21 protein-coding genes and 1 pseudogene are annotated in these 22,052 nt (G+C 26.8%); 10 read left to right on the top strand and 12 right to left on the bottom strand.

The window, feature by feature from the left end:
- The first annotated feature begins 73 nt into the window (after positions 1-73).
- Entirely contained in the window at positions 74-1,030 is a 957-nt protein-coding gene (locus tag Q0J90_RS14370; RefSeq protein WP_297278561.1) for a leucine-rich repeat domain-containing protein, read from the top strand.
- A 78-nt stretch (positions 1,031-1,108) separates the two neighbouring features.
- Here the strand turns inward: Q0J90_RS14370 and Q0J90_RS14365 are convergent, their stop codons facing one another.
- The 4 genes from Q0J90_RS14365 to Q0J90_RS14350 all read right to left on the bottom strand — a co-directional run bounded on the left by Q0J90_RS14365 (position 1,109) and on the right by Q0J90_RS14350 (position 4,562).
- Positions 1,109-1,921 (bottom strand): amino acid ABC transporter substrate-binding protein, encoded by an 813-nt coding sequence (locus Q0J90_RS14365; protein WP_297278560.1) that lies wholly within the window; start codon positions 1,919-1,921, stop codon positions 1,109-1,111.
- A gap of 170 nt (positions 1,922-2,091) precedes the next feature.
- Positions 2,092-2,925, bottom strand: coding sequence for an amino acid ABC transporter substrate-binding protein (locus Q0J90_RS14360; RefSeq protein WP_297278578.1), 834 nt, complete (start codon positions 2,923-2,925; stop codon positions 2,092-2,094).
- A gap of 220 nt (positions 2,926-3,145) precedes the next feature.
- On the bottom strand, positions 3,146-3,928 hold the full coding sequence (locus tag Q0J90_RS14355; RefSeq protein ID WP_297278559.1) for an amino acid ABC transporter ATP-binding protein: 783 nt from the start codon (positions 3,926-3,928) through the stop codon (positions 3,146-3,148).
- Positions 3,912-4,562, bottom strand: coding sequence for an amino acid ABC transporter permease (locus Q0J90_RS14350; protein ID WP_297278558.1), 651 nt, complete (start codon positions 4,560-4,562; stop codon positions 3,912-3,914). The genes Q0J90_RS14355 and Q0J90_RS14350 overlap by 17 nt, the downstream gene beginning before the upstream one ends.
- Positions 4,563-4,870: 308 nt before the next feature.
- Here Q0J90_RS14350 and lexA point away from each other — a divergent pair, with 308 nt between their 5' ends.
- Entirely contained in the window at positions 4,871-5,500 is a 630-nt protein-coding gene (gene lexA / locus Q0J90_RS14345) for a transcriptional repressor LexA (protein WP_028330017.1), read from the top strand.
- 61 nt (positions 5,501-5,561) lie between these two features.
- Here lexA and Q0J90_RS14340 read toward each other — a convergent pair whose 3' ends face one another.
- A complete protein-coding gene (locus Q0J90_RS14340) occupies positions 5,562-6,059 on the bottom strand; it encodes a YajQ family cyclic di-GMP-binding protein (protein WP_297278557.1) in 498 nt (165 codons plus the stop codon).
- Positions 6,060-6,104: 45 nt separating this feature from the next.
- Entirely contained in the window at positions 6,105-7,586 is a 1,482-nt protein-coding gene (locus Q0J90_RS14335) for a glycogen synthase (protein ID WP_297278556.1), read from the bottom strand.
- Positions 7,587-7,724: 138 nt separating this feature from the next.
- Here Q0J90_RS14335 and Q0J90_RS14330 point away from each other — a divergent pair, with 138 nt between their 5' ends.
- Entirely contained in the window at positions 7,725-9,008 is a 1,284-nt protein-coding gene (locus Q0J90_RS14330; RefSeq protein WP_297278555.1) for a hypothetical protein, read from the top strand.
- Positions 9,009-9,070: 62 nt separating this feature from the next.
- On the opposite strand, the gene purB is transcribed toward Q0J90_RS14330, so the two are convergent.
- A complete protein-coding gene (purB, locus tag Q0J90_RS14325) occupies positions 9,071-10,363 on the bottom strand; it encodes an adenylosuccinate lyase (protein WP_297278554.1) in 1,293 nt (430 codons plus the stop codon).
- A gap of 154 nt (positions 10,364-10,517) precedes the next feature.
- Here purB and Q0J90_RS14320 point away from each other — a divergent pair, with 154 nt between their 5' ends.
- Positions 10,518-11,543 carry a low specificity L-threonine aldolase gene (locus Q0J90_RS14320; RefSeq protein WP_297278553.1) on the top strand — a complete coding sequence of 342 codons (1,026 nt, stop codon included), beginning with the start codon at positions 10,518-10,520 and terminating at the stop codon, positions 11,541-11,543.
- Positions 11,544-11,595: 52 nt separating this feature from the next.
- Here Q0J90_RS14320 and Q0J90_RS14315 read toward each other — a convergent pair whose 3' ends face one another.
- The 4 genes from Q0J90_RS14315 to Q0J90_RS14300 all read right to left on the bottom strand — a co-directional run bounded on the left by Q0J90_RS14315 (position 11,596) and on the right by Q0J90_RS14300 (position 16,515).
- The gene (locus tag Q0J90_RS14315; RefSeq protein ID WP_297278552.1) at positions 11,596-13,413 is read right to left on the bottom strand and encodes a methyl-accepting chemotaxis protein; all 1,818 of its coding nucleotides are present in this window, start codon (positions 13,411-13,413) and stop codon (positions 11,596-11,598) included.
- Between the two features lie 117 nt (positions 13,414-13,530).
- Positions 13,531-14,427, bottom strand: a complete 897-nt coding sequence (locus tag Q0J90_RS14310) for a class I SAM-dependent methyltransferase (RefSeq protein ID WP_297278551.1) — start codon at positions 14,425-14,427, stop codon at positions 13,531-13,533.
- Between the two features lie 2 nt (positions 14,428-14,429).
- On the bottom strand, positions 14,430-15,908 hold the full coding sequence (gene nusA / locus Q0J90_RS14305; protein ID WP_297278550.1) for a transcription termination factor NusA: 1,479 nt from the start codon (positions 15,906-15,908) through the stop codon (positions 14,430-14,432).
- A gap of 46 nt (positions 15,909-15,954) precedes the next feature.
- Positions 15,955-16,515 carry a ribosome assembly cofactor RimP gene (locus tag Q0J90_RS14300; RefSeq protein ID WP_297278549.1) on the bottom strand — a complete coding sequence of 187 codons (561 nt, stop codon included), beginning with the start codon at positions 16,513-16,515 and terminating at the stop codon, positions 15,955-15,957.
- A gap of 223 nt (positions 16,516-16,738) precedes the next feature.
- Here Q0J90_RS14300 and cls point away from each other — a divergent pair, with 223 nt between their 5' ends.
- The 6 genes from cls to Q0J90_RS14270 all read left to right on the top strand — a co-directional run bounded on the left by cls (position 16,739) and on the right by Q0J90_RS14270 (position 21,709).
- A complete protein-coding gene (gene cls / locus Q0J90_RS14295) occupies positions 16,739-18,256 on the top strand; it encodes a cardiolipin synthase (protein ID WP_297278548.1) in 1,518 nt (505 codons plus the stop codon).
- Positions 18,257-18,297: 41 nt separating this feature from the next.
- Positions 18,298-19,248 (top strand): hypothetical protein, encoded by a 951-nt coding sequence (locus tag Q0J90_RS14290; protein WP_297278547.1) that lies wholly within the window; start codon positions 18,298-18,300, stop codon positions 19,246-19,248.
- On the top strand, positions 19,238-19,396 hold the full coding sequence (locus tag Q0J90_RS14285) for a hypothetical protein (protein ID WP_297278546.1): 159 nt from the start codon (positions 19,238-19,240) through the stop codon (positions 19,394-19,396). Before Q0J90_RS14290 ends, Q0J90_RS14285 begins: the two co-directional genes overlap by 11 nt.
- A 135-nt stretch (positions 19,397-19,531) precedes the next feature.
- On the top strand, positions 19,532-19,936 hold the full coding sequence (locus Q0J90_RS14280) for a carbon-nitrogen hydrolase family protein (protein WP_297278577.1): 405 nt from the start codon (positions 19,532-19,534) through the stop codon (positions 19,934-19,936).
- Positions 19,937-20,133: 197 nt separating this feature from the next.
- Complete coding sequence (locus tag Q0J90_RS14275) at positions 20,134-21,117, top strand: AbgT family transporter (protein ID WP_297278545.1); 984 nt, start codon at positions 20,134-20,136, stop codon at positions 21,115-21,117.
- The gene (locus Q0J90_RS14270; protein WP_367173894.1) at positions 21,056-21,709 is read left to right on the top strand and encodes an AbgT family transporter; all 654 of its coding nucleotides are present in this window, start codon (positions 21,056-21,058) and stop codon (positions 21,707-21,709) included. Before Q0J90_RS14275 ends, Q0J90_RS14270 begins: the two co-directional genes overlap by 62 nt.
- A 56-nt stretch (positions 21,710-21,765) precedes the next feature.
- Here the strand turns inward: Q0J90_RS14270 and Q0J90_RS14265 are convergent.
- Positions 21,766-22,052, bottom strand: a pseudogene (locus Q0J90_RS14265) (methyl-accepting chemotaxis protein); the annotation flags it as partial.

Here is a 22,052-nt window from a genome sequence, read left to right as displayed (position 1 = left end):
AAAATTATATATGACAAAATTTGTCATACTAAACTCTTATAATGCTAATATATCATAAAAGGAGAATATTTAGATGAAAGATATATCAGCAAATAAAAGTTTAGAAAAAAATTTAAATAATCTATATATTTTTTTCAAAAAAAATAATATAAACAGATTTGCAAATTATACTAAAAAAGAATTATTAAATCTAAAAAAATTAGATTTAAGCTGCTGCAAATTAAATAACATACCAAATGAAATATCTATATTAAAAAATCTTGAAATTTTAGATATATGTAATAATAATATAAAAGAAATACCGGAAAGCATATTTAATTTAAATAATTTAAAATATATAGATATTAGCTTTAATAAAATAAAATATTTATCTGATAAAATATCAAATTTAAAAAAACTTGAAGAAATAGATATATGTAATAATATGTTTAAAGAATTTCCAATAGAAATATTAAATTTAAAAAATTTGAAAACATTAAATTTATCCGGACATAAATTAAACAGCATACCTAAAGAAATATTTAAACTTTCAAAATTAGAAGAACTAAATATATCAAATAACAATATTAATGATATACCTAAAGAAATTACCAATTTAGAAAATTTAAAAGAACTTTATCTTGATAATAATAAAATAGAAAAGATACCTAATCATATAACTAAATTATCAAAATTAACTACTTTATCATTAAAGAATAATAATCTTAACGGAAGCTTTGAATATATAGGTTCTCTTACCAATTTAAAAGAATTCTACTTTTCAAGCTATGATACTATAACAATACCTCGCAATATAAAGAATGTTAAAGAATTAAAAAAACTATACCTAAAAGGAAATATATATTCAATACCGGAAGAAATGTACAGCTTAGAAAATTTAGAATATCTATATTTCAATAATATAGAAGAAATCCCAAAAGAAATCAGCAAATTAAAAAAATTAAAATTACTAGGTGTAGATAATAAAACAATTTTGCCTAAAAATATTAATTCATTACTATATAATGTAGATATAATAAAAATTTCATAATTAAGATCATAACATAAAAGTGTATATCAATATATAAATATTAATATACACTTTTATTTTTATGGATAAACGGTATGATTATTTCAAAACTATATCTTTCCCAAACCACTTTACAGATATCTTAGCAGCTGTCCCATCAGACTTCATTTCATCCAATATTCTATTTACCTCATTTAAAAGCTCAGTATCAGATTTTCTAAATCCTACAACATATAATCCATTTGTTAAAGGTATATTCTCAAGAATTACAAAAGGAGAGTTCTTTTCAGCTATATAATATTGAGCAAAAACATCATCTATAATAGCAGCATCTAATATTCCTGATTGTAAATCCTCAAATAGCTTAATATTATCATTGTATTTACTCATATTTGTAATTTTAGATATTGCAGTATTATTAGAAATTTGTTCATAATTACCGCCGGACTGAACCCCAACATTTTTTTCAACTAAATCTTCCAAAGAATTAATTGTTTCATCATCTATTGATTTTACTATAACAAGTTTATTATTTAGATAAGGCTTAGAAAAAATCATATCTTTTTTTCTAGCCTCAATTATATTAAGACCATTCCAAATTACATCAACTTCTCCATTAGTCAAAATAGATGTTGAATTTGGCCATTCTATAGATACAGTCTCAAGATCTACCCCTATGCGTCTTGCTGCTTCAGTTGCTAAATCAATATCAAAACCAACTATTTCTCCGTTGCTGTCTCTAAATCCCATGGGAGCAAATGTATCATCTAAACCTAAAACAAGTTTGCCTGCATTTTTTACTCTTTTAAGAGAATCATCTTCCTGAGTAAGAGTTTGCTCATTACTAGTTTTTGAACTGCATCCGATAATTATTGAAACTACCGCAAATAACAAAAATATATATTTCTTCATAATTTAACCCTAATAGATTTTCATTGAATAAAAAATATTTACAAACTCCTAACAAACTATTACTATATATTGTATTACTATTCATAAAAATATCAATAGTAAATTTAATTTTTTTGTAAAAAAAGTGTATATTATTGTAAATATACACTTAATATGTAAAAAATAATTAATTATTTTAAAACTATATCTTTAGAAAACCATTTTTGAGATATTTCAGCTGCTTTTCCATCAGATTTCATTTCATCTAATATTCTGTCAATTTCAGCTAAAAGCTGTCCGTCAGTTTTTCTAACTCCTACTCCATATAACTCTTCAGTTAAAGGGCTTTTATCTACAACAACAAAAGGTGCTTTTTTATCAGATATATAATACTGAGCTGCAACTTCATCTATAATAACAGCATCTATTCTTTTTGCCTGTAAATCTAAAAATGCATTAACATTTACATCATATCTGCGTATTTCTTTAGCATTTTTACTTGAAGGATCAGCTGTTAACGCCTCATCATTACTTCCAACCTGAACACCCAATACTTTACCTTTCAAATCATCTTTTGAATTTATTGTATTATCATCAACAGCTTTTACTATAACAAGTCTGTTATTAAGATAAGGCTTTGAAAAATTAATCTGCTGTTTCCTAGCTTCATTTATAGTAACACCATTCCAAAGAACATCTACATCACCTTTATTTAGGCTTAATATTGAGCTAGACCATTCTATAGGTTTAATTTCAAGCTCAACACCCATACGGCGAGCTACTTCAGCTGCTAAATCGATATCAAAACCAACTACATGACCATTTTCATCCCTAAAACCCATTGGAGCAAAAGTATCATCCAAACCTAAAACAAGTTTGCCTGCATCTTTTACTTTTTGCAATGAATTATCTGCTTGAGCATTTGTTGCATCCGTAGATGCTCCATTACCTTCATTTGCTGTATTATTAGATCCGCAGCTAATAATCATAATTGCTGCAAATAATAATAAAAATATACGTTTCATCATAATTTACTCCTTTGATGATAAGAATTAATAAATTTATATTTTGATGATTTATAATAAAACTTTAATTGGTATGATGTTTGTTATAAAGAATTGAATAAAAGATATTATTGAAATGGAATCTGCAATTATGCATCTAAGAACTCCTGACAAACATTCATTACTAGTTATTGTAATACTATTCATAAAAATGTCAATAAAAAAATATATATTAAGCAAACTATTTATGAAAAATTTTATTCAAAAAATCTTTTATTCTATCATTGCTTTGATTATTAAAGAAATTATCTGATGAATCCATAGCTATTATTTTACCTCCGTCCATAAAAGCTATGTTTATAGAAAGTTCATGCACAAAACTTATTTCATGACTTACAACAATCATTGTCATTTTTTCTTTAGCAAGTTCTTTTAATACAGCAAGAACCTCTCCTATAAGTTCAGGGTCTAAAGCAGATGTAGGCTCATCGCATAAAAGTACCTCAGGCTTCATAGCCAAAGCTCTTGCAATGGCAACTCTCTGTTTTTGTCCTCCTGATAACTCATTTGGATAACTATCTTTTTTATGTTTAAGTCCTACACTGTCAAGCAGCTTCAATGCTTCTTCTATAGCTTCATCTTTGTTTTTCTTTTTTACAACAATAGGAGCTTCTATTATATTTTCTAATGCTGTCTTATGAGGAAACAAATTAAAATGCTGAAATATCATGCCTATTTTTTCTTTACGCTTCATAAAATCTGCATGAGTAATAGATTCTGCTTTCTCACCTTCCCTTTTACAAAATAAAACTTCATTATCTATATAAACTTCACCGTAATCCGGTTCTTCTATCTGTATAATATTTCTTAGGAGAGAACTTTTACCAGCACCGGAAGGGCCTATAATAGATAATATATCACCCTTATTAACTTCAAATGATACACCGTTTATTGCCGGAGTGTCTTTATAATGTTTTTTTACATTGACAACTTTCAAAATAGTTTCTTTAATTTCTGATGACATATTTCTTCTCCAATTGTCTGAATACAAATACAAGAACTGAAGTAAATAACAAATATATAATAGCTGCTATTAAAAATGGCAGTAATTTATAATCCCTAGTAAGTATCTGTCTTGCATGAAGCATTAAATCTCCTATTCCTAGCACTATAACTAAAGCAGTATCTTTTATTAAGTTTATAGCTTCATTAGATAAAGGAGGAAGTACTCTTCTTACAGCTTGCGGAAGAATTATTCTAGTCATAATTTGTCTGTAATTTAAATTAAGAGCAAAAGCTGCTTCATACTGTCCCTTCTCTATACTTTCAATACCTGCTCTAAATATTTCCATAAGATAAGCTGAATAATTAAGTACGAATGTAATAGCTGCTGATGTAAATGCCGGGAAAGCTATTGCATTATTAGTCATAAGCGGAAGACCATAATAAAAGAATATAAGCTGAAGTATTAATGGAGTACCTCTGAATATCCAAGCATATATATCAAAAATATATTTTACAAACTTTGGCGAACTAAATTGTAATGCTGCAAATAACATTGATAAAGGCAGTGAAAATAATACAGTTACAATATAAAGACATAAAGTTGTGTACGTACCTTTAAGCAGATAAATAGTAGTAGATATTACATAATCCATAAATACAACCAATAATGATTTTTAATTAATAAGGTATCATTATAATATTATTCACAAAAATATCAATAATCAATACAATCTGCTTTATTAAGCAAAAAATAATATAATAAATTTAAATACATATATTTATAAATACTTTATATAAAAGTATAATAATTTCATAAAATAGATTAAATTTAAACTATATTACACTTTAATTTATGCCCAAATAACCGTAAAAATACAATTTTTTTCACATTATAACTTGACATCATATTTTTATATAGTATAATAACAAATACTACATGTAAATATAAAGAGGTATAAATATGACTGAATTAACAGATAAGCAAAGAGATATTTTTAACTTTTTGCAAAGATTCACCAATGAAAACGGATATCCTCCAACTGTTAAAGAAATTATGGTTCATTTTAATTTTGCTTCTCCTACTGCAGTAACAACACATTTAACAGCTTTGGAAAAGAAAGGATATGTTAAAAAAACAGGAAAAAGAGCTAGAGGAAGTGTTCCTATAGACACTTTCAATAAGGGAAATCATAACCTTATAAAGATACCGCTTTTAAGTAATGAAGTAAAAGCAGGACTTTTAATGGATGTTGCTGATGAATCCGTTGAAGAAACTTATTCTCTTCCTAAATCTATAGTACAGGATGAAAATAATTTTCTTATGAGAGTTGCCGGAGACTCAATGATAGATGCACACATCAAAGAAGGAGACATGATTTTAGTTCATCCTACTACAAGCGAGCCTGATAACGGAGATATAGTTGTTGCTAAAATTGATGATAACGGCAATGAAGAGATAACAGTTAAAAGATTTTTTAGAGAAAAAGACTGTATCAAATTGATGCCTGAAAACAAGGATTATCCGCCTATCATAAAGGAAAGTGTATCTATAGTTGGTAAAGTTGTGGGGTTAATAAGATTAAAAATATGATAAATATATATAATAAAAATTAAAGGGGATATTTAATCCCCTTTTTATTTTATCTTTATTATTATCTGTAATTTGTAAATTGCAAAGGTATAGGATAATCTTTTTCTTTAATCATAGAAATTACTGCCTGCAAATCATCCTTCTTAGCACCTGACACTCTTATCTGTTCATCCTGTATGCTTGCCTGAACTTTTAATTTCATGTCTTTTATATCTTTTACTATTTGCTTAGCCAAGTCTTTATCTATACCATGTACTATTTCATCAATTTCTCTAACAGCATCTCCAGCAGCTTTTTCTTTCTTCTTCTCTTTCAAACATTTCTGATTTAACCCTCTCTTAATAAACTTTTGAAAGAGAATATCTTTAACCTGATTCAATACAAAATCTGCAGGGGCAATTATTGTAATAGTTTTCTCACCTTTATTTAATTCAATCTTAATATTTTGACCTTTAAAATCAAATCTATTATCTATTTCTTTAGTGGCTACATTTACGCAATCATCTATAACCTGCATATCAACCTCAGAAACTATATCAAAACTTGGGTCTTTTGTCATAATAATTCTCCTTTAATTTTTTATTTTATCTATTAATTAAAAATATTATTTTTTATTGTTTAACATTTTTTTATAGAGTTTAGCATACTCTAAAGCTGTTTTATGAAGAGAATAATCTTTGCTCATTGCATTGAAAATTAATTTATCCCATATATCTTTTTTATTATAATATAAATCAAAAGCTAAGTCCATAGTTTGAACAAAACTTTTTATAGAATATTCATTAAATGAGAAACCAGTAGCTTTATTAACCGTCTTATTTCCATTATAATTTATAACAGTATCTTTTAATCCTCCTACCGCATGTACTATAGGAAGGCTTCCATATTTCATACTGTATATTTGATTAAGTCCGCATGGTTCAAATTTGCTGGGCATTAAATATAAGTCGCTGCCTGCTGTTAATCTATGAGCTAATGATTCATCAAATGTAAATAACACTTTTATATTCTTTGCTCTTTTTGCTCTGTTTGTAAATTCGTATTCAAAATCTTTAAAATAATTATTCTTGGCAAATAAAAAAACAAAATTAGCTTCATAAGTGGATAATTCAAAAAATGATGAATATACCAAATCAAGTCCCTTTTGAGGATCAAATCTTGAAATCATAGTTACAAGAGGATATGATTTATTAATAAAATCTAATTCTTTATATAAAGAATTCTTTATAAGTTTCTTTTTTTCCGGATTATTTATATCATAATTATTTTTTATATATTTATCTGTTTTAGGATTCCAAGAATCATCATATACACCATTAAGAACTCCGTACAACTTATGAGAAACATCTGTAAGCAGGCTATTCATACCGCATCCAAATTCCTCACCCTGTATCTCTTTAGAATAAGAAGGACTTACCGTTGTAACAATATCTGAAAGTATTATGCCGGCCTTTATAAAACTTACATATCCGTAAAACTCAAGTCTGCTGTGAACAAAGAATTTCCAAGAAATATTAAGCAATATATATATATCTGTATTAAAATTACCTTGATAAGCTAAATTATGAATAGTAAACATTACCTTTAAATCTTTTAATGCATTTTCATCATTATAAACTTCTTTTATATAGAGTGCTGCCAATGATGTCTGCCAATCATGAATATGAAGTATATCTGCTTTTAGATTTTCTTTCTCATATAAATATATAATAAGTTTTACAATAGCTTTTGAAAACAATATATATCTGCTTGCATTATCATTGTAATCAATTCCATTTTCTGAATATATACCGTTTCTCTTAAAAAAATTATCATGCTTTATAAAATAAACATAAACATTACTATTTTCAGGATGTTTAATTTTTATTATTTCAACTTCTTCTGTATTTTTTCCATGTTCTATTAGTATTTTAGCTAATATGTTTTTCTTGTTTACTAAATTATAATTTTGTTTATATAGAGGTATTATTAAAGAAGTATTAATTTTGATAGAATCTAATGCTAAAGGAAGACTTCCTGCAATATCACCTAGCCCTCCTGTCTTGGAAAAAGGATAGGCCTCACTAGATGCTATAAATATATTCATAACTTTACTTCCATAAAGATTTTATTATAATATATTTATATACCTTTTAACGTTAAAAATCAAGTTTAAATAAATTTTAATATTTTAATTATTCTAATTTTATAATAAAATATAAAAAAATATTTAAGGGTAAGCCTTATGAAAAAAAATAATAAATCCAAAAGATCTAAATTAAATAGACAAAAAAGAATAAGACATCATAAAAAAAATAAAAACAATATCATTAATAAAAATAAAGGATTTATAAATGATGATAATATACAAAAAGCTAAAGATTTTGCTAGTGAAAATATAGAAAAGGCCAAAGATTTTGCCAATGAAAATATAGAAAAAGCTAAAGATGCTGCAATAAAAAGTTTTGAAAAAGCAAAAGATTTTACATCAGATAATATAGATAAATTCCAAAAATATTTAGATGAAAAAGATGTCAAAGGAAAAATTAAAAATATAGCCGATACCAGCATAAATACAATAAAAGAACATTCAAAAAGAAAATATCCAACTAGAGTCTTAAAATTCTTTCATAGATATTATATGCTTACTTTTATAATATTATTTGTATTATCAATGCTTATGTTCAGAAATATATATTTAAATCATAATATGGAAATAGAAAGAAGATTAAATTACTCTATAACAAATTATTCTCCTTCTCTTGAAAATATAATTATAGCCAAAGAAGATTATTATACCAATATGTTAATAAGGCAGGTATCAAGTAATAAAACAGCAACAAATCATATAATATTAAAAAGCTCAAATATTGAAAATTTAGAATCGGCATTAAAAAATGTATTTGACAATTACTATAGAAATTTAGAACAGTCGATGAATGAAACTATTAAATCATCAAATAATTTAATAAATTTCTGGTTTGCTTTTTTAACTGTTATAATAATAGTTTTTACTTTAATCGGTATAGTTATAAATAATAATATATTAAAAAAATCAAAATTAAAAATGAACAAATTTAATACTTTATATAAAAAACAATTAAAAGTATTAAAGAAAGAAATAAAAAATTTTGAAAATTTAAAAAACAAAAATGAAGAGATAAATAATTTTTATAATATAGGAAATATAGCATTTGATAATAATGAATATGATGCGGCTATATCCTATTATGATAAAGTTATAGAATTAAGCGGAAATTTTTTTAATGCTTACTATAACAGAGCAATATCCTATTATCATACAAATAATTATGAAAAATCTTCTGAAGAATTAATTAAACTATATAAAAACAACAATGTTATAAAAACAAAAACAATTAAAGAAATTATAATAAAAAGCATTATAGAATTAGCAAATAAAAATATAGAAACAGCTGTAAAATTCTGTAATGATGAAAATATAGATTATAAATCTTTAGAAAATGATAAGCAGTCATTGTTCAGCAGAATAAAAAATATACTAGGATAAATAAATAGCCAAATAGAAATTATATTATTCTATTTGGCTTATTATTAATTTTGTAATATAATTTATATTCCAAATCTTTTCATTATAACATCAATATTTCTTAAATAGTATGCATAATCGAAACAGTCATCAATTTCCTGAGAGCTTAAATACTTTGTTATATCTTCATCTTTATGAACATTCTCTCTGAAGTCTTCATTGTTAAGCCATCTTTTCATTGCATTTCTCTGAACCCATCTGTAAGCATTATCTCTGTCAATGCCTTTATTAACTAAACTTATTAATATTCTTTGGCTGAAAATTAAACCGCCTGTCTTTTCAATATTAGCTTTCATAGCATCCGGATATATTAAAAGTTTATCTACTATGTCAATGAATTTATTAATAGCATAATCAACTGCAATTGTAGAATCTGGAAGTATAACACGTTCTACTGATGAATGGCTTATATCTCTTTCATGCCAAAGAGTTATATCTTCAAGAGATGCTAATGCATTACCTCTTACTATTCTTGCTAAACCTGATATTCTTTCGCAAGTGATAGGGTTTCTTTTATGAGGCATAGCAGATGAACCTTTTTGCTTTTCACTGAAATATTCTTCTGCTTCTCTTATATCTGTTCTTTGTAAATTTCTAATCTCTGTAGCAAATTTCTCCAATGAACTAGCAACTATTGCTAAAGTAGTAAGATACTGAGCATGTCTGTCTCTTTGTATTATTTGAGTGGAAACTTTGTCTGCTTCTATACCTAACTTTTTACAAACAAGCTCTTCTATTCTAGGATCAATATTACTATAAGTACCAACTGCTCCTGAAAGCTTACCAACAGAAACCTGTTTTTTAGCCTCTTCAACACGTTTAATATTTCTTTCATTCTCATCATACCATAATATAAATTTTAATCCCAATGTCATAGGCTCAGCATGTATACCATGAGTACGTCCTATACAAAGAGTATATTTATGTTCTTTTGCTCTTCTTAATAAAACTTCTGATAATCTTTTCAAATCATCTAATATAATTTCAGCAGATCTTTTCATCATAACAGCCAATGCAGTATCTTTAACATCGCTTGAAGTTAAGCCTTTATGTATATATTGTCCGCCCTCTCCTACATTTTCCTGAACAGCAGTTACAAATGATATAATATCATGATTAGTCTCTTTTTCTATTTCTGCGATTCTTTCTACTGTGAAAGTTGCTTTTTCTTTAATATTTTTTACTGCTTCTTGAGGAATTTCACCTATTTCAGCCATAGCCTCGCAAGCAGCAATCTCAACATCAAGCATAACCTGAAACTCATTTTGCAAGCTCCAAAGCTCTCCCATCTCTTTTCTTGTATATCTCTTTATCATAAATTATTTTCCTTACTGTATATAATTTTCAAAATATTATAGATATAATTATTAATTATTTCAATTATTTTTTAATAGCTGTTGTAATTTATATCAAATGTATTATAATTGTGATAAAAAATCTCATTATTTTAATAATCGGAGTAATAAAAAGATGAAAATATACGATTTAAGAACCGACACCATTACAAAACCAAGTGATGAAATGCGTAAAGCTATATATGAAGCAGAATGCGGCGATGACGTTTATATGGAAGACCCTACTGTTAATAAACTTCAGGAAATGGCTGCTGAAATTACAGGTAAAGAAAAAGCTATATTTGTTTCAAGCGGTACTATGGGTAACTTAATACCTATGTTAATATTAGGAACAAGAAGCAAACAAATGCTTTTGGAGGAAGAATCACATATTATGCATTATGAATTGGGAGGAGCTTCTTCGCTTGCCGGAATAATGACTATAACAACAAAAGCAGATAGAGGAATATTAACAAAAAGCATAGTAGAAAAATATTTTGCCGGACATCAGCCGTATTTCGTTTCACCTATAAATATGGTAGAAGTAGAAAACAGCCATAACAGACATGGCGGTTCTGTTTATCCTATAGAAGTTCTTAGAGAATTATATGAATTTACTCAATCTAAGAATGTTCATCTTCATATGGATGGAGCTAGAGTTTTCAATGCATCTATTGCTTCAAAAGTACCTGTAAAAGAAATAGCATCAAATACTGATTCTATTACATTCTGTTTATCTAAAGGACTTGGTGCCCCAATGGGAGCTATGATTTGCGGTAAAGAAGATTTCATAGAAGAAGCATTTATAATGAGAAAATTAATAGGCGGCGGTATGAGACAAATAGGATTAATGGCAGCTGCTGGTATATATGCTTTACAGCACAATATAGAAGCATTGGAAGAAGATCATATAAAAGCTAAAAAAATAGCAAAAACTATTGTAGAAGCAGGAATTGGTACTCTTGATTTTGAACATGTAGAAACAAATATAGTTATAGCAGATACAGAAAAAACTTCAGAATATATTATAGAAAAATTGGAAAAACTTGGTGTAAGAGCTAGTTCATTCGTAGAATATAAAGTAAGATTTGTTACGCATAGAGATATAAGTATGAAAGAAGTAGATGAAGCATGCGAAATAATAAAAAATTTAAAATTATAATTTAAAAATATAAAAAAGGAGCTAATCAAACAGCTCCTTTTATATTTTAACCTTACTTAAACTTTTTATCTAATTTGAAATATTCTAGTTCCGAATAAAGATTAGTCGTCCCGTCTACAACTTCTTTACCTAAATAAGAACTATTATTAACCAACTCAGCATTCTCCTGAGTAATTGCATTTAATTCATTCATAGCAGTATTTATTTGTTTTACACTTTCTTCCTCAGAAGATGCTGATTCATATATGTCCACCAATATATTAGAAACATCTCTGGCAGAATTCTCTATCTCCAAGAGTATATCTAAAGAACGTTTAACAGATTCATCTCCTATTTCTATTTTAGATACAGTTTTTTCTATAATATTTGTTATGTTTCCAGCAGCATCATTAACATTCTGAGCCAAAGATCTAATTTCAGAAGCAACAACCGCAAATCCCCTGCCCTGCTCTCCGGCACGTGCAGCTTCTACTGCAGCATTAAGTGCCAATATATTAGTTTGAAATGCTATAGACTGTATCAATTTTGTAATATTTGATATCTCTTTGCTTGATTCAGAAATTTCATTCATATTGTTGGATATTTCATTAACAGCAGAAACACCATTCTGTGTAGACTCTGCCACTTTAGCACTCATATTTTTAGCATCGTAAGAGTTTTTAGATGTATTTGAAATGGTAGAAAATAAATTCTCTATAGAACTTGTAATCTGTTCAACAGCTGCCGCCTGAGATGAAGTTCTGTCAGATAAATTGTCAATCCCTTTAGATATTTTTTGAGAAGAATTATTTATCATAGATATATTCTCTTTTAATTCAGAAACTATATTATACATTATATGCTGCATATCATTAATAGAATTTGCAAGCATTCCATAAATGTCTTTTCTTTTTAAATCTTTTTCTTCAAACTGACTGTCGAATCGTCCGTCTTGCATAAGCGTCATTATAGTAATTGCCTGATACACATTATTAGATAAAGGTATAACTATTCTGGCAACAAGCAAAGCCTCTAAAATAATAAGTACAAGAATACATAAAAATAAACTTATCATTAAAAATCTAAATTGAGCATAAAAAGGCTCAGCACTTCCTTTAAATACCAAAAGCCAAGGAGCATTATCAGTTTTTTGAATAGAATACCATTCATTTTTGATTATATCCAAATCTCCAATATGAGAAACTAAATTATTATTAAATCCGGAAAATATAGGATATGTAAATAAATTATTAGTTTCATTTAATATATAGTCTGCATTATCATGTGTCATAAACACTCCGTTATCAGATACTATATAAATTTCTTCATCAAAATTTTTCTTTAATCCGTCGCTAATACTATTAATATTAGCAAAGTCTATAGAAAAAACTCCTTTTAAAAAACCATTTGTATATATTGCTTTTGCAAATGTTATAGTAAGTTTATTAACTGCAAAATCTATATAAGGATTGCTTATCATTACATCATTAGTGGCAACAGAATCCTTATACCAGTCCCTAGATGTTTGATCATAAGTTAAAGGATAAACTTCTAAAGTATTAATGAATGTTCCTCCATTAGGATATGGAACAGTATCTCCGAAATACACATTTAAATATCCGTCATTTAATTTTTGAACATTTGTTATAAAATTACCAAATTCAATTAAATTAGGGCTGGATTCTAAATATGCCTCTACAACATATACTGTATTTTTTAATTCTTCTACATAACTTTCTGCTTTTGTCTTAACCTCTAATGAAGCAAGATATTTTTCTTGTAGAAATCTTGTCCTATATAAAGGTCTGTATATAATATAAATAGCAACAAATAATACAAATAAGAAAATTACGAATGGCGATAAAAATTTAAACATCAATTTGTTTCTCACGGGAATAACCTTTATAGAAATTTTATAAAAACGAATATATTTAAATATATACAATTATGTAATAAAGTCAAAATAATATTCTGTTTTTTAATAAAAATCATAAATTAAAAACTTAATTTATGATTTATTTTTAGTTATTATTCGTACATTTTCACCATAAGACCATAAATTGTTGTTATCATCATAATTAATAAAAACTCTGTTTGTTAATATTAACACATTAAAAGTAAACATAAAAAATGAAAATAGATTAGATATACTAGGAAGACTTCCCTCTAAAATGTTAGCCCTTAGTTTTTCATTAGTCTTTGAAACACGATAATTACTATATTTACATGCTATTATATCTAAATCATTTGAGGCAGCAAACATTTTCATATTATCCATATTAAAATTTACAGTATGTTCTGTATTGAGATACCTCATAAGCATTTCATAACTGCATTGATTAGGCATTGGAGAATTTGGAACTTCTATATAAATATATCCGTCATTATTAAGCATGCTTTTTATTTTTAATAATATATCTTTTGGATTTTTGAAATGTTCTATAACATGAGAAAGTATTATAATATCATATTTTTCATTGCTTTCTAAGAAATTTGCTTTCAAATCTATATTATATTTACTTTTAGCATAAACTCTAGCATTGTCATTAAGCTCATATCCGAATACATTACAGCCGTTATTTTTAAATATATTTAAAAGCAAGCCGTCAAAAGCACCTATCTCGCATATTTTTTTATTATTAATATCAATATAATCTTTTATAAAATTAAATTGAGACAAGCTTCTAGCATAACGCATTTTGCTTTTAGCTGTCTCAAATAATTTATTTTTTATATTATTATGATATTCATTTTTATATAATAAATATATCTCTTCATCAGTTGGAGGTTCTATAAAATATAAAGCACAATTACAGCATTGATATACTTCTTTATCATTCTGCCATATATTTTTTATATATCCGATTTTAGTATACTTATCGCTGCCGCAAATATTACATACCATAATTATTCAAAAGTAAGCTCAATACCGCATTTAGGACATTTAGTCATATCTTCAGTTATGCTTGAACCGCAGTTAGGACACTCATAAACTTCTATTTCTTCTACAACCTCTTCAGAAGTAGTTTCATATTCATCTTCGCCTGCTTCAACTATTTCAACAACATCTTTCATTATAAGCATCAAATTATCAACAATACTCTTCTCTATGCCTGTTTTTTCTATTATCTCCTCAGCAGACATATTATACAGTTCTTCTATTGAATTGATATTATTTTCTATAAGTATTTTAATAATAGATTCATCAACACCTTGAAGTGAATACAAATTACTTTCTAACTCAGCAATTTCAACTGTTTCATCGCTGCTGCTTTCTTCTGTGCTTTCTGCAGTATCTGAGAATATTTGATTAAGCGGAACAATATCTTTAAGCAGTTCCGGATTCTCTTTAATATCGCTTTCAGTTTTTATGTCAAAATGATATCCTGTAAGCTGAGAAGCAAGTTTTACATTAAATCCGCTTTTACCAAGTGCAAGAGAAAGTTGCTCATCCGGTATTATAATCATAGCATCTTTTTTCTCAGGATCTGTAATAATAATTCTAATAGGCTTAGCAGGAGTTATAGCCTCAGCAATATACTCTCTAATATCTTTAGACCATTTAACAACATCTATTTTTTCGCCTTCTATCTCTTTTATTATAGATTGTATACGTATTCCTTTCTGTCCGATACATGCACCTATAGGATCAACTTCCGGTTTATTAGATACAACAGCTATTTTTATTTTTAATCCCGGCTGTCTTACTATATTTTTTATTTCTACAGTACCGTCTGCTATTTCCGGTATTTCTAGTTCAAAAAGTTTTTTAATAAAATCACCTTTTGTTCTAGTAAGGAATATAGTAGGATGACCTGATTTATCATTTTCTACTTTGTAGATATAGGCTCTTATTCTATCGCCTGCAGTATAATGTTCTTTTGGAGATTGATCTTTTTTTAGAAGCAAACCTTCTGTTTTACCTAAATTTACATAGATATTGCCTCTGTTTTCTCTTTGGAAATATCCGTTTACAAGCTGATTCTCTCTTCTTTTAAACTCATTAAAAATAATATTCTTTTCAAGCTCAGAAATTTTTTGAAAGAATGTAGTCTTAGCAACCATACTTTCTATTCTTCCGAATGCTTCAACTTGATCAACGAGTATTAAAACCTCATCGCCTAAATTAATATCTTGATCTAATTTTTTAGCATCTTCCAATGATATTTCTTTTTTATCATCTCTAACTTCTTCCACAACGTTAGCACCTTTATATACAGTAGGATTATTCTTGCTATCAAAATGTATATGGAAATTTATATCATTACCATATTTCTTTTTTAGTGCCAATACCATAGTAGATTCTATAACTTCTTTTAAAAGCTCTATACTAATATCCTTCTCTTCAGAAAGCTGCTGTAAATAAGTTCCAACGTTTTCAAACATTTATTATCTCCAATTCTTTATTTATATATTTTTATTGTTAAAAATATTAACAATTTAATCTTGCTTTTATAATATCACTTTTTAATATTTTTATATCTGTTTCATTAATAATATTATCTTCATCAGTTATACTGACAATAATATAATCATCCTTAGCTTCTTTTAAAACAGCATAAGCCGTAGTAAAACCCTCGCCTTCTTTATATTTAATTTTTATAGGCATATCTTCAAATAATTCATACCTATCATTAAACTTCCATCTAAACCCAGCAGAAGAAACTGTAATGGTGTAATCTCCCTCATCATAGCCGTTTGATTTAATAGCTTCCTGAATTAATCTTGTAGTTTCTATACAATGGGTATGAGATACACTCTCTTTCTTTTTATAAATAACTGCATAAACTTTTTTATTATCAGAAATACATCTTACTTTTAAATCCAATAAATATATATTCTTATCTTCTAATTTATTATTTATACAATTAAATAATAATACTTCATCTATTATATTTGTATCTGCTTTTTTAGTTTTTTCTTTTTTTAATTTTTTTTTCTTCGGCTCTCTGCCATATTCTTTTTGCTTTTGAGGTCTTCTATCTTTATTCATTATATTTCCCACAAATAAAAAAAGAGTGTCGGTTTCTTTCTGGGAAAGAAAACCAACGCCCTTCATTACAAATATTTTCGGAAGTAATATTATTGTACCCTACTAATGATTTTTGTCAAGTATTTAATTAAAATTTATCATTACATATAATACAATTTTTCTTGACATTTATAATTGTTTTATATAGTATCTAAAGGTATTATAATTCAAATTTGGGATAAAAATGGTATTTTATATATTAACTATAATATTTTTCTTATATGTAATATCAATAGCAATAAAAATGCTTCTTGAAAACAGACCTCCTTATTCATTCATAGCTTGGCTTACTGTATTAGTATTTCTTCCTTATGTAGGAGTTGTATTTTATATATTTTTAGGAATGAATTGGAAAAAATCTAAAAAGAAAATTTCTGCTAAATTGCCGGAAGATATGATAAAGCAGTATTTCTCATCTTTACTCCAAGAACAGATAAAAATACTTGATAATATGCAGGGACATTATGGAAAGCATATTAATTTAGTAAAACTTGCAATAAAAAGCGGATACTCTCCAATTACAGTACAAAATGAAGTTTATGTATTTGATGAAGGAGAAGAACTTTTTAATGCCATAATTCATGATTTAAAATTAGCGGAAAAAACTATACACATGGAATATTTTATATGGAGAAGCGATGAACTTGGAGAAAGAATTAAAGATGTTCTTATAAAAAAAGCAAATCAAGGTGTTGAGATTAGATTGATATTTGACGGTGTCGGTTCTTTGATGAGAATAAATAAAAAATATAGAAATGAATTAAAGAAAAATGGAATAAAGTTTTTATATTATCATGATCCTTTTTCTATATTATGGACTAGATTTGTAAATTATAGAAACCATAGAAAAATAGTTGTAATAGATGGAATAGTATCATATATGGGAGGCATGAATCTTGGACAGGAATACATAGACGGAGGAAAACGTTTTGATTCTTGGAAAGATGTTCATATGCGTATAGTAGGAGATGCATGCAACCTTATACAAAATGTCTTTGTATGCGATTGGTATAATGCCGGAGGAAGAGATTTAGAAGTATTCAATGTAAAAGAGAAAAAAAGAAGAAGAATAAAATATGCTAATAAAAACCTAAATGAAGAAAAAATTTCTATTATTAGAAAGGATTTATTCCCTCAATCAACTACGGACAAATTTCTGCCTGTTCAAATCATAACATCAGGTGCAGATTCAAAATGGGACAGCATACAAAAAGTATATTCAAAGATGATAGAAGAAGCAAAAGAAAGTATTTATATAGAGAGTCCTTACTTTGTACCGGATGATGGTTTTTTGCATACATTAGAAAATGCTGCATTATCTGAAGTTAATGTTAATTTAATGATAACAGGAAAACCTGATAAAAAGGTTGCATGGTGGGTAGCACAAACATATTTTGAAACTTTACTTAAAGCGGGGGTAAATATTTATCTTTATGAAAAAGGTTTTTTACATAGTAAATTCTGTGCTATAGATGGAAGAATAGTATCATGCGGAACTTGCAATATGGATATAAGAAGTTTTTATTTACATTATGAAATGAATGCGGTTATATATGATGTTGATATAGCTAAAAAATTTGAGGATATATTCAAAAAAGATGTTCTAAATTCGCACAAAATTACATCTGAAGAATATGCAAAACAGCCTAAATTGATAAGACTTAGAAATTCTGCTTGCAGAATAATCGCACCTGTTTTATAATTAGCTATAAAATAATATTAATAATATAAATAAATAATAACATGGAAAAAATAAAAATATCTTCATTAGACAATCAAACCCTTTTTGATTTACTTCTTTCTGAAAAAAGCTATATACTATTTGTAGATGAGTCAGGTGTATCTAAAGAAAATATTTCAACACTTAATGAAATATTAAGAAACAGAGAAGATTTCTTTTTAAATATGTCTTCTGATAAAGATGAAAATAATAAAAATAGTATAATGGGAAATGATTTATTAATAGCTTTGCCTGATATCAAGAATCTTATATATCATGCCTCTTTAAAATTTCCATTAAAAGGAGTTGATATATTTGCAAGATTAATTAACTTAAAAAGCCTTCACCTATACGGAGATTTGCCTAAAGATATGGAATTAAAACCTCTTGATAATATAGAAAATTTAGAGAGTATATATATAGAAAACGGGCTCACATTAAGACAGGATGTTTATTTAGCAGCAAGACCTACTATTAGAGAAATAGGAGCAGGCACTTTTAGAATGGAGTCTTTTGATAAAAATCCTAATATAAAAAAATTAGCTATACTGTCAGGTGCTTCGCATGAAGAAGAAATACCTAAAAAACTTCCAGAACTTGAGGAATTTTATTTAGAAAAAGGCAAAAATATGAGATCATTTAATTTTCTATCAGAGATGAAAACTATAAAGAAATTAGAACTTAATAATATACAAACTCTTAAAGAAATTCCTGATTTGAGCAATTTAGAAAATTTGAAAACTGTTGTTTTAAGAAATTTAAGAAGCCTTGATAATATGGATTCTATATTAAATCATACAAAAATAAGAACATTGATTTTAGAAAATGTAAAGTGCTTTGATGTAAATATGCTCTCTAAAGAAACTATGCCTAGATTAAAATTTGTATCTGTAATAACTGATGATAAAAGTATAGACAAAAAAATAAGAACAGAACTTAATGAAAAAGGATACAAAGATCCAAATGAAAATTAGTGCATTTCAATTTGATGTGCAAAAAGATAAATATAAAAATATTGAAATAATACAAGAAGCTTTAAATAAAGAAAATACAGATATTATAGTATTGCCTGAATTATCTTCTAGCGGATATGTATTTGAAAGCATTAAAAAAATCAGCTGAAAAAATAGAAAATGGCATATTTATAAATAATTTATCAAAAATATCAAAAGAAAATAATATTTCAATTATTACATGATTTGCTGAAGAGTTTGAAGATAAAATTTATAATTCTGCAGTAATAATAAAAAAGGAAATATAAAAGGTGTATACAGAAAAATACATTTATCTGACTTTGAAAAGAATTTTTTTAACTCAGGTGATATAAATAACAGTAATTTAGTTTTTAATTTAAATAATACATGTATATCTGTACAAATATGTTTTGATTTATGGTTCAATGAAATATCAAGAGCACAAATATTAAACGGAAGTAATATTATTTGCGTACTTGCTAATTTTGGTTCAAACACAACTTTTGAAATAGCTAGAATAAGGGCTATAGAAAATCTAACACCTTTAGTATTATGCAATCGTATAGGCATAGAAAAAAATTCTATTATGGAAGCATCTTTTATAGGTAAAAGTTTTATATGCGATGAAAAAGGTAATTATCTTGCAAATATAGATGAAAAATCAAATTCAAATAAAATGATAACATAAGAAATAGAAATAGAAATAAAATCAAAAAGACAAAATATAATATGTTCAAATTTTATAGATGAAATTAAAAAACATTATAATAATGATATTATTTCCAAAAATTAAAATTTTTATAAATACATTATATTGCTTTACAAGTAAATTATTAAAATGTATAATACAAATTATATAATTTAAAATATTGGAGATTTCTGTTTATGTCATCAAAAAAGCCGTCATCATTATTAAAAGCATTAAATTACATAGAAATTATTGGAAACAAATTACCTGATCCATGTACTATATTTATTATATTATCTATAATTGTAATAATAGCATCTGAAATAGCATTTAGATTAGGTATATCAGTTGAATATATAGGTTTTAAAGACGGAGTTGAAACCACTATAACATCCAGTGCTAAATCATTATTGAGTGCTGAAGGTATTAGAATCATAGTTACAAAAGCTTTGCCGAATTATATAGGGTTTGCTCCGCTTGGTGTTGTTATGCTTGCTATGTTGGGTGTAGGTATATCTGAAAAAAGCGGTCTTATAGGAGTTGCATTAAAATTATTAGTATTAAAAACACCTAAAAGATTAATTACTGCTGTGGTTGTATTTGCCGGTATTATGTCTAATGTTGCAAGCGATATAGGTTATGTAATTTTAATACCTCTTGGTGCTATAGTATTTCTTATAATGGGAAGACATCCGTTGGCAGGTCTTGCGGCAACATTTGCAGGAGTATCTGCAGGCTATAGTGCTAATTTAACAGTTGGTGTTGTAGATGTATTGCTTGCAAATTTTACAACTTCTGCTGCTAATATAATAGATCCTAATTATCACGTGGCAGGAACTTCAAATTTTTATTTTCTAGCGTTTTCTACAATACTGCTTACTATAGTGGGAACAATAGTAACAGAAAAAATAGTAGAGCCAAATTTAGGAAAATATGAAGGAGAAGGTTCTGATAAATATGAACATGATCTCAATATAAGCGAATTAGATAAAAAAGGATTAATGATGGCTTTATTATCATTTATAATATTCGCTATTATCATTTATAATATTCGCTATTATCATTTGTATATTAGTAGTACCATCAAATGGAATATTAAGAGGAGAAAACGGAGCATTTTTGAAATCTCCTTTTATGGACGGAATAGTTATTATAATAGCATTATTCTTTTTTATACCTAGTGTAGTATATGCATTCGTAACAAAACAATTTAAAAATGATAAAGATGTTATGAAGTCAATGGGAGAATCTATGTCTACTTTAGGATACTATCTTGTTTTATCATTTTTTGCCTCTCAATTTGTATATTATTTTTCTTATACAAATATAGGAACTATAATATCTGTAACAGGAGCTAACCTATTAAAATCAACAGGATTTACTGGAGTTCCTCTTATTATTTCATTTGTATTTGCTTCTGCATTTATAAATTTATTTATAGGCTCTGCTTCAGCAAAATGGGCTATAATGTCTCCTATATTTGTACCTATGTTTATGCAAATCGGTTATTCTCCTGAATTTGTTCAGCTTGCATATAGAATAGGAGATTCAAGCACAAATATTATAACTCCTTTAATGTCATACTTTGCTATGATAGTTGTATTTGCTGAAAAATATGAATCTAAAGAACAAAAGGAAGGTTCAGGTCTTGGTACTTTGGCAGCATTAATGCTTCCGTATTCTATAACTTTCTTAGTTTCATGGTCTTTACTTTTAATAATTTGGATGTTAACAGGATTACCTATAGGTATCGGAGGAGTAATTCACTATTAATTTGATATAAAAAAATGGACTTAATTTTATAATTAAGTCCATTTTTGAAAATATATTTATAACTTAAAGTAGCTTACAACTTCTATTAATTTCTGAGCCTCAGTACTTAATGTTATACTTGCATCTTTAGACTGTTCTACTAAACTTGCATTTTCCTGAGTACTTGCATCCATTCTTAATACAGCCTGATTAACTTGATCAACTCCGGACTGCTGTTCAACTGCTGTACTTGAAATATCTCTCATTATATTTGCTGTATTTTCTATTTTATCTTTAATATCTGTAAATATCTCCTGAGATTTTCTTGCTGCTTCTGTTGCTACTCTTATTTTCTCATCAGAAT

This window comes from uncultured Brachyspira sp., from assembly GCF_944390595.1.
Lineage (GTDB): Bacteria > Spirochaetota > Brachyspiria > Brachyspirales > Brachyspiraceae > Brachyspira.
The sequence above is the reverse complement of the archived record's forward strand: the minus strand, read 5'-3'. Positions and strand labels throughout refer to the sequence as shown.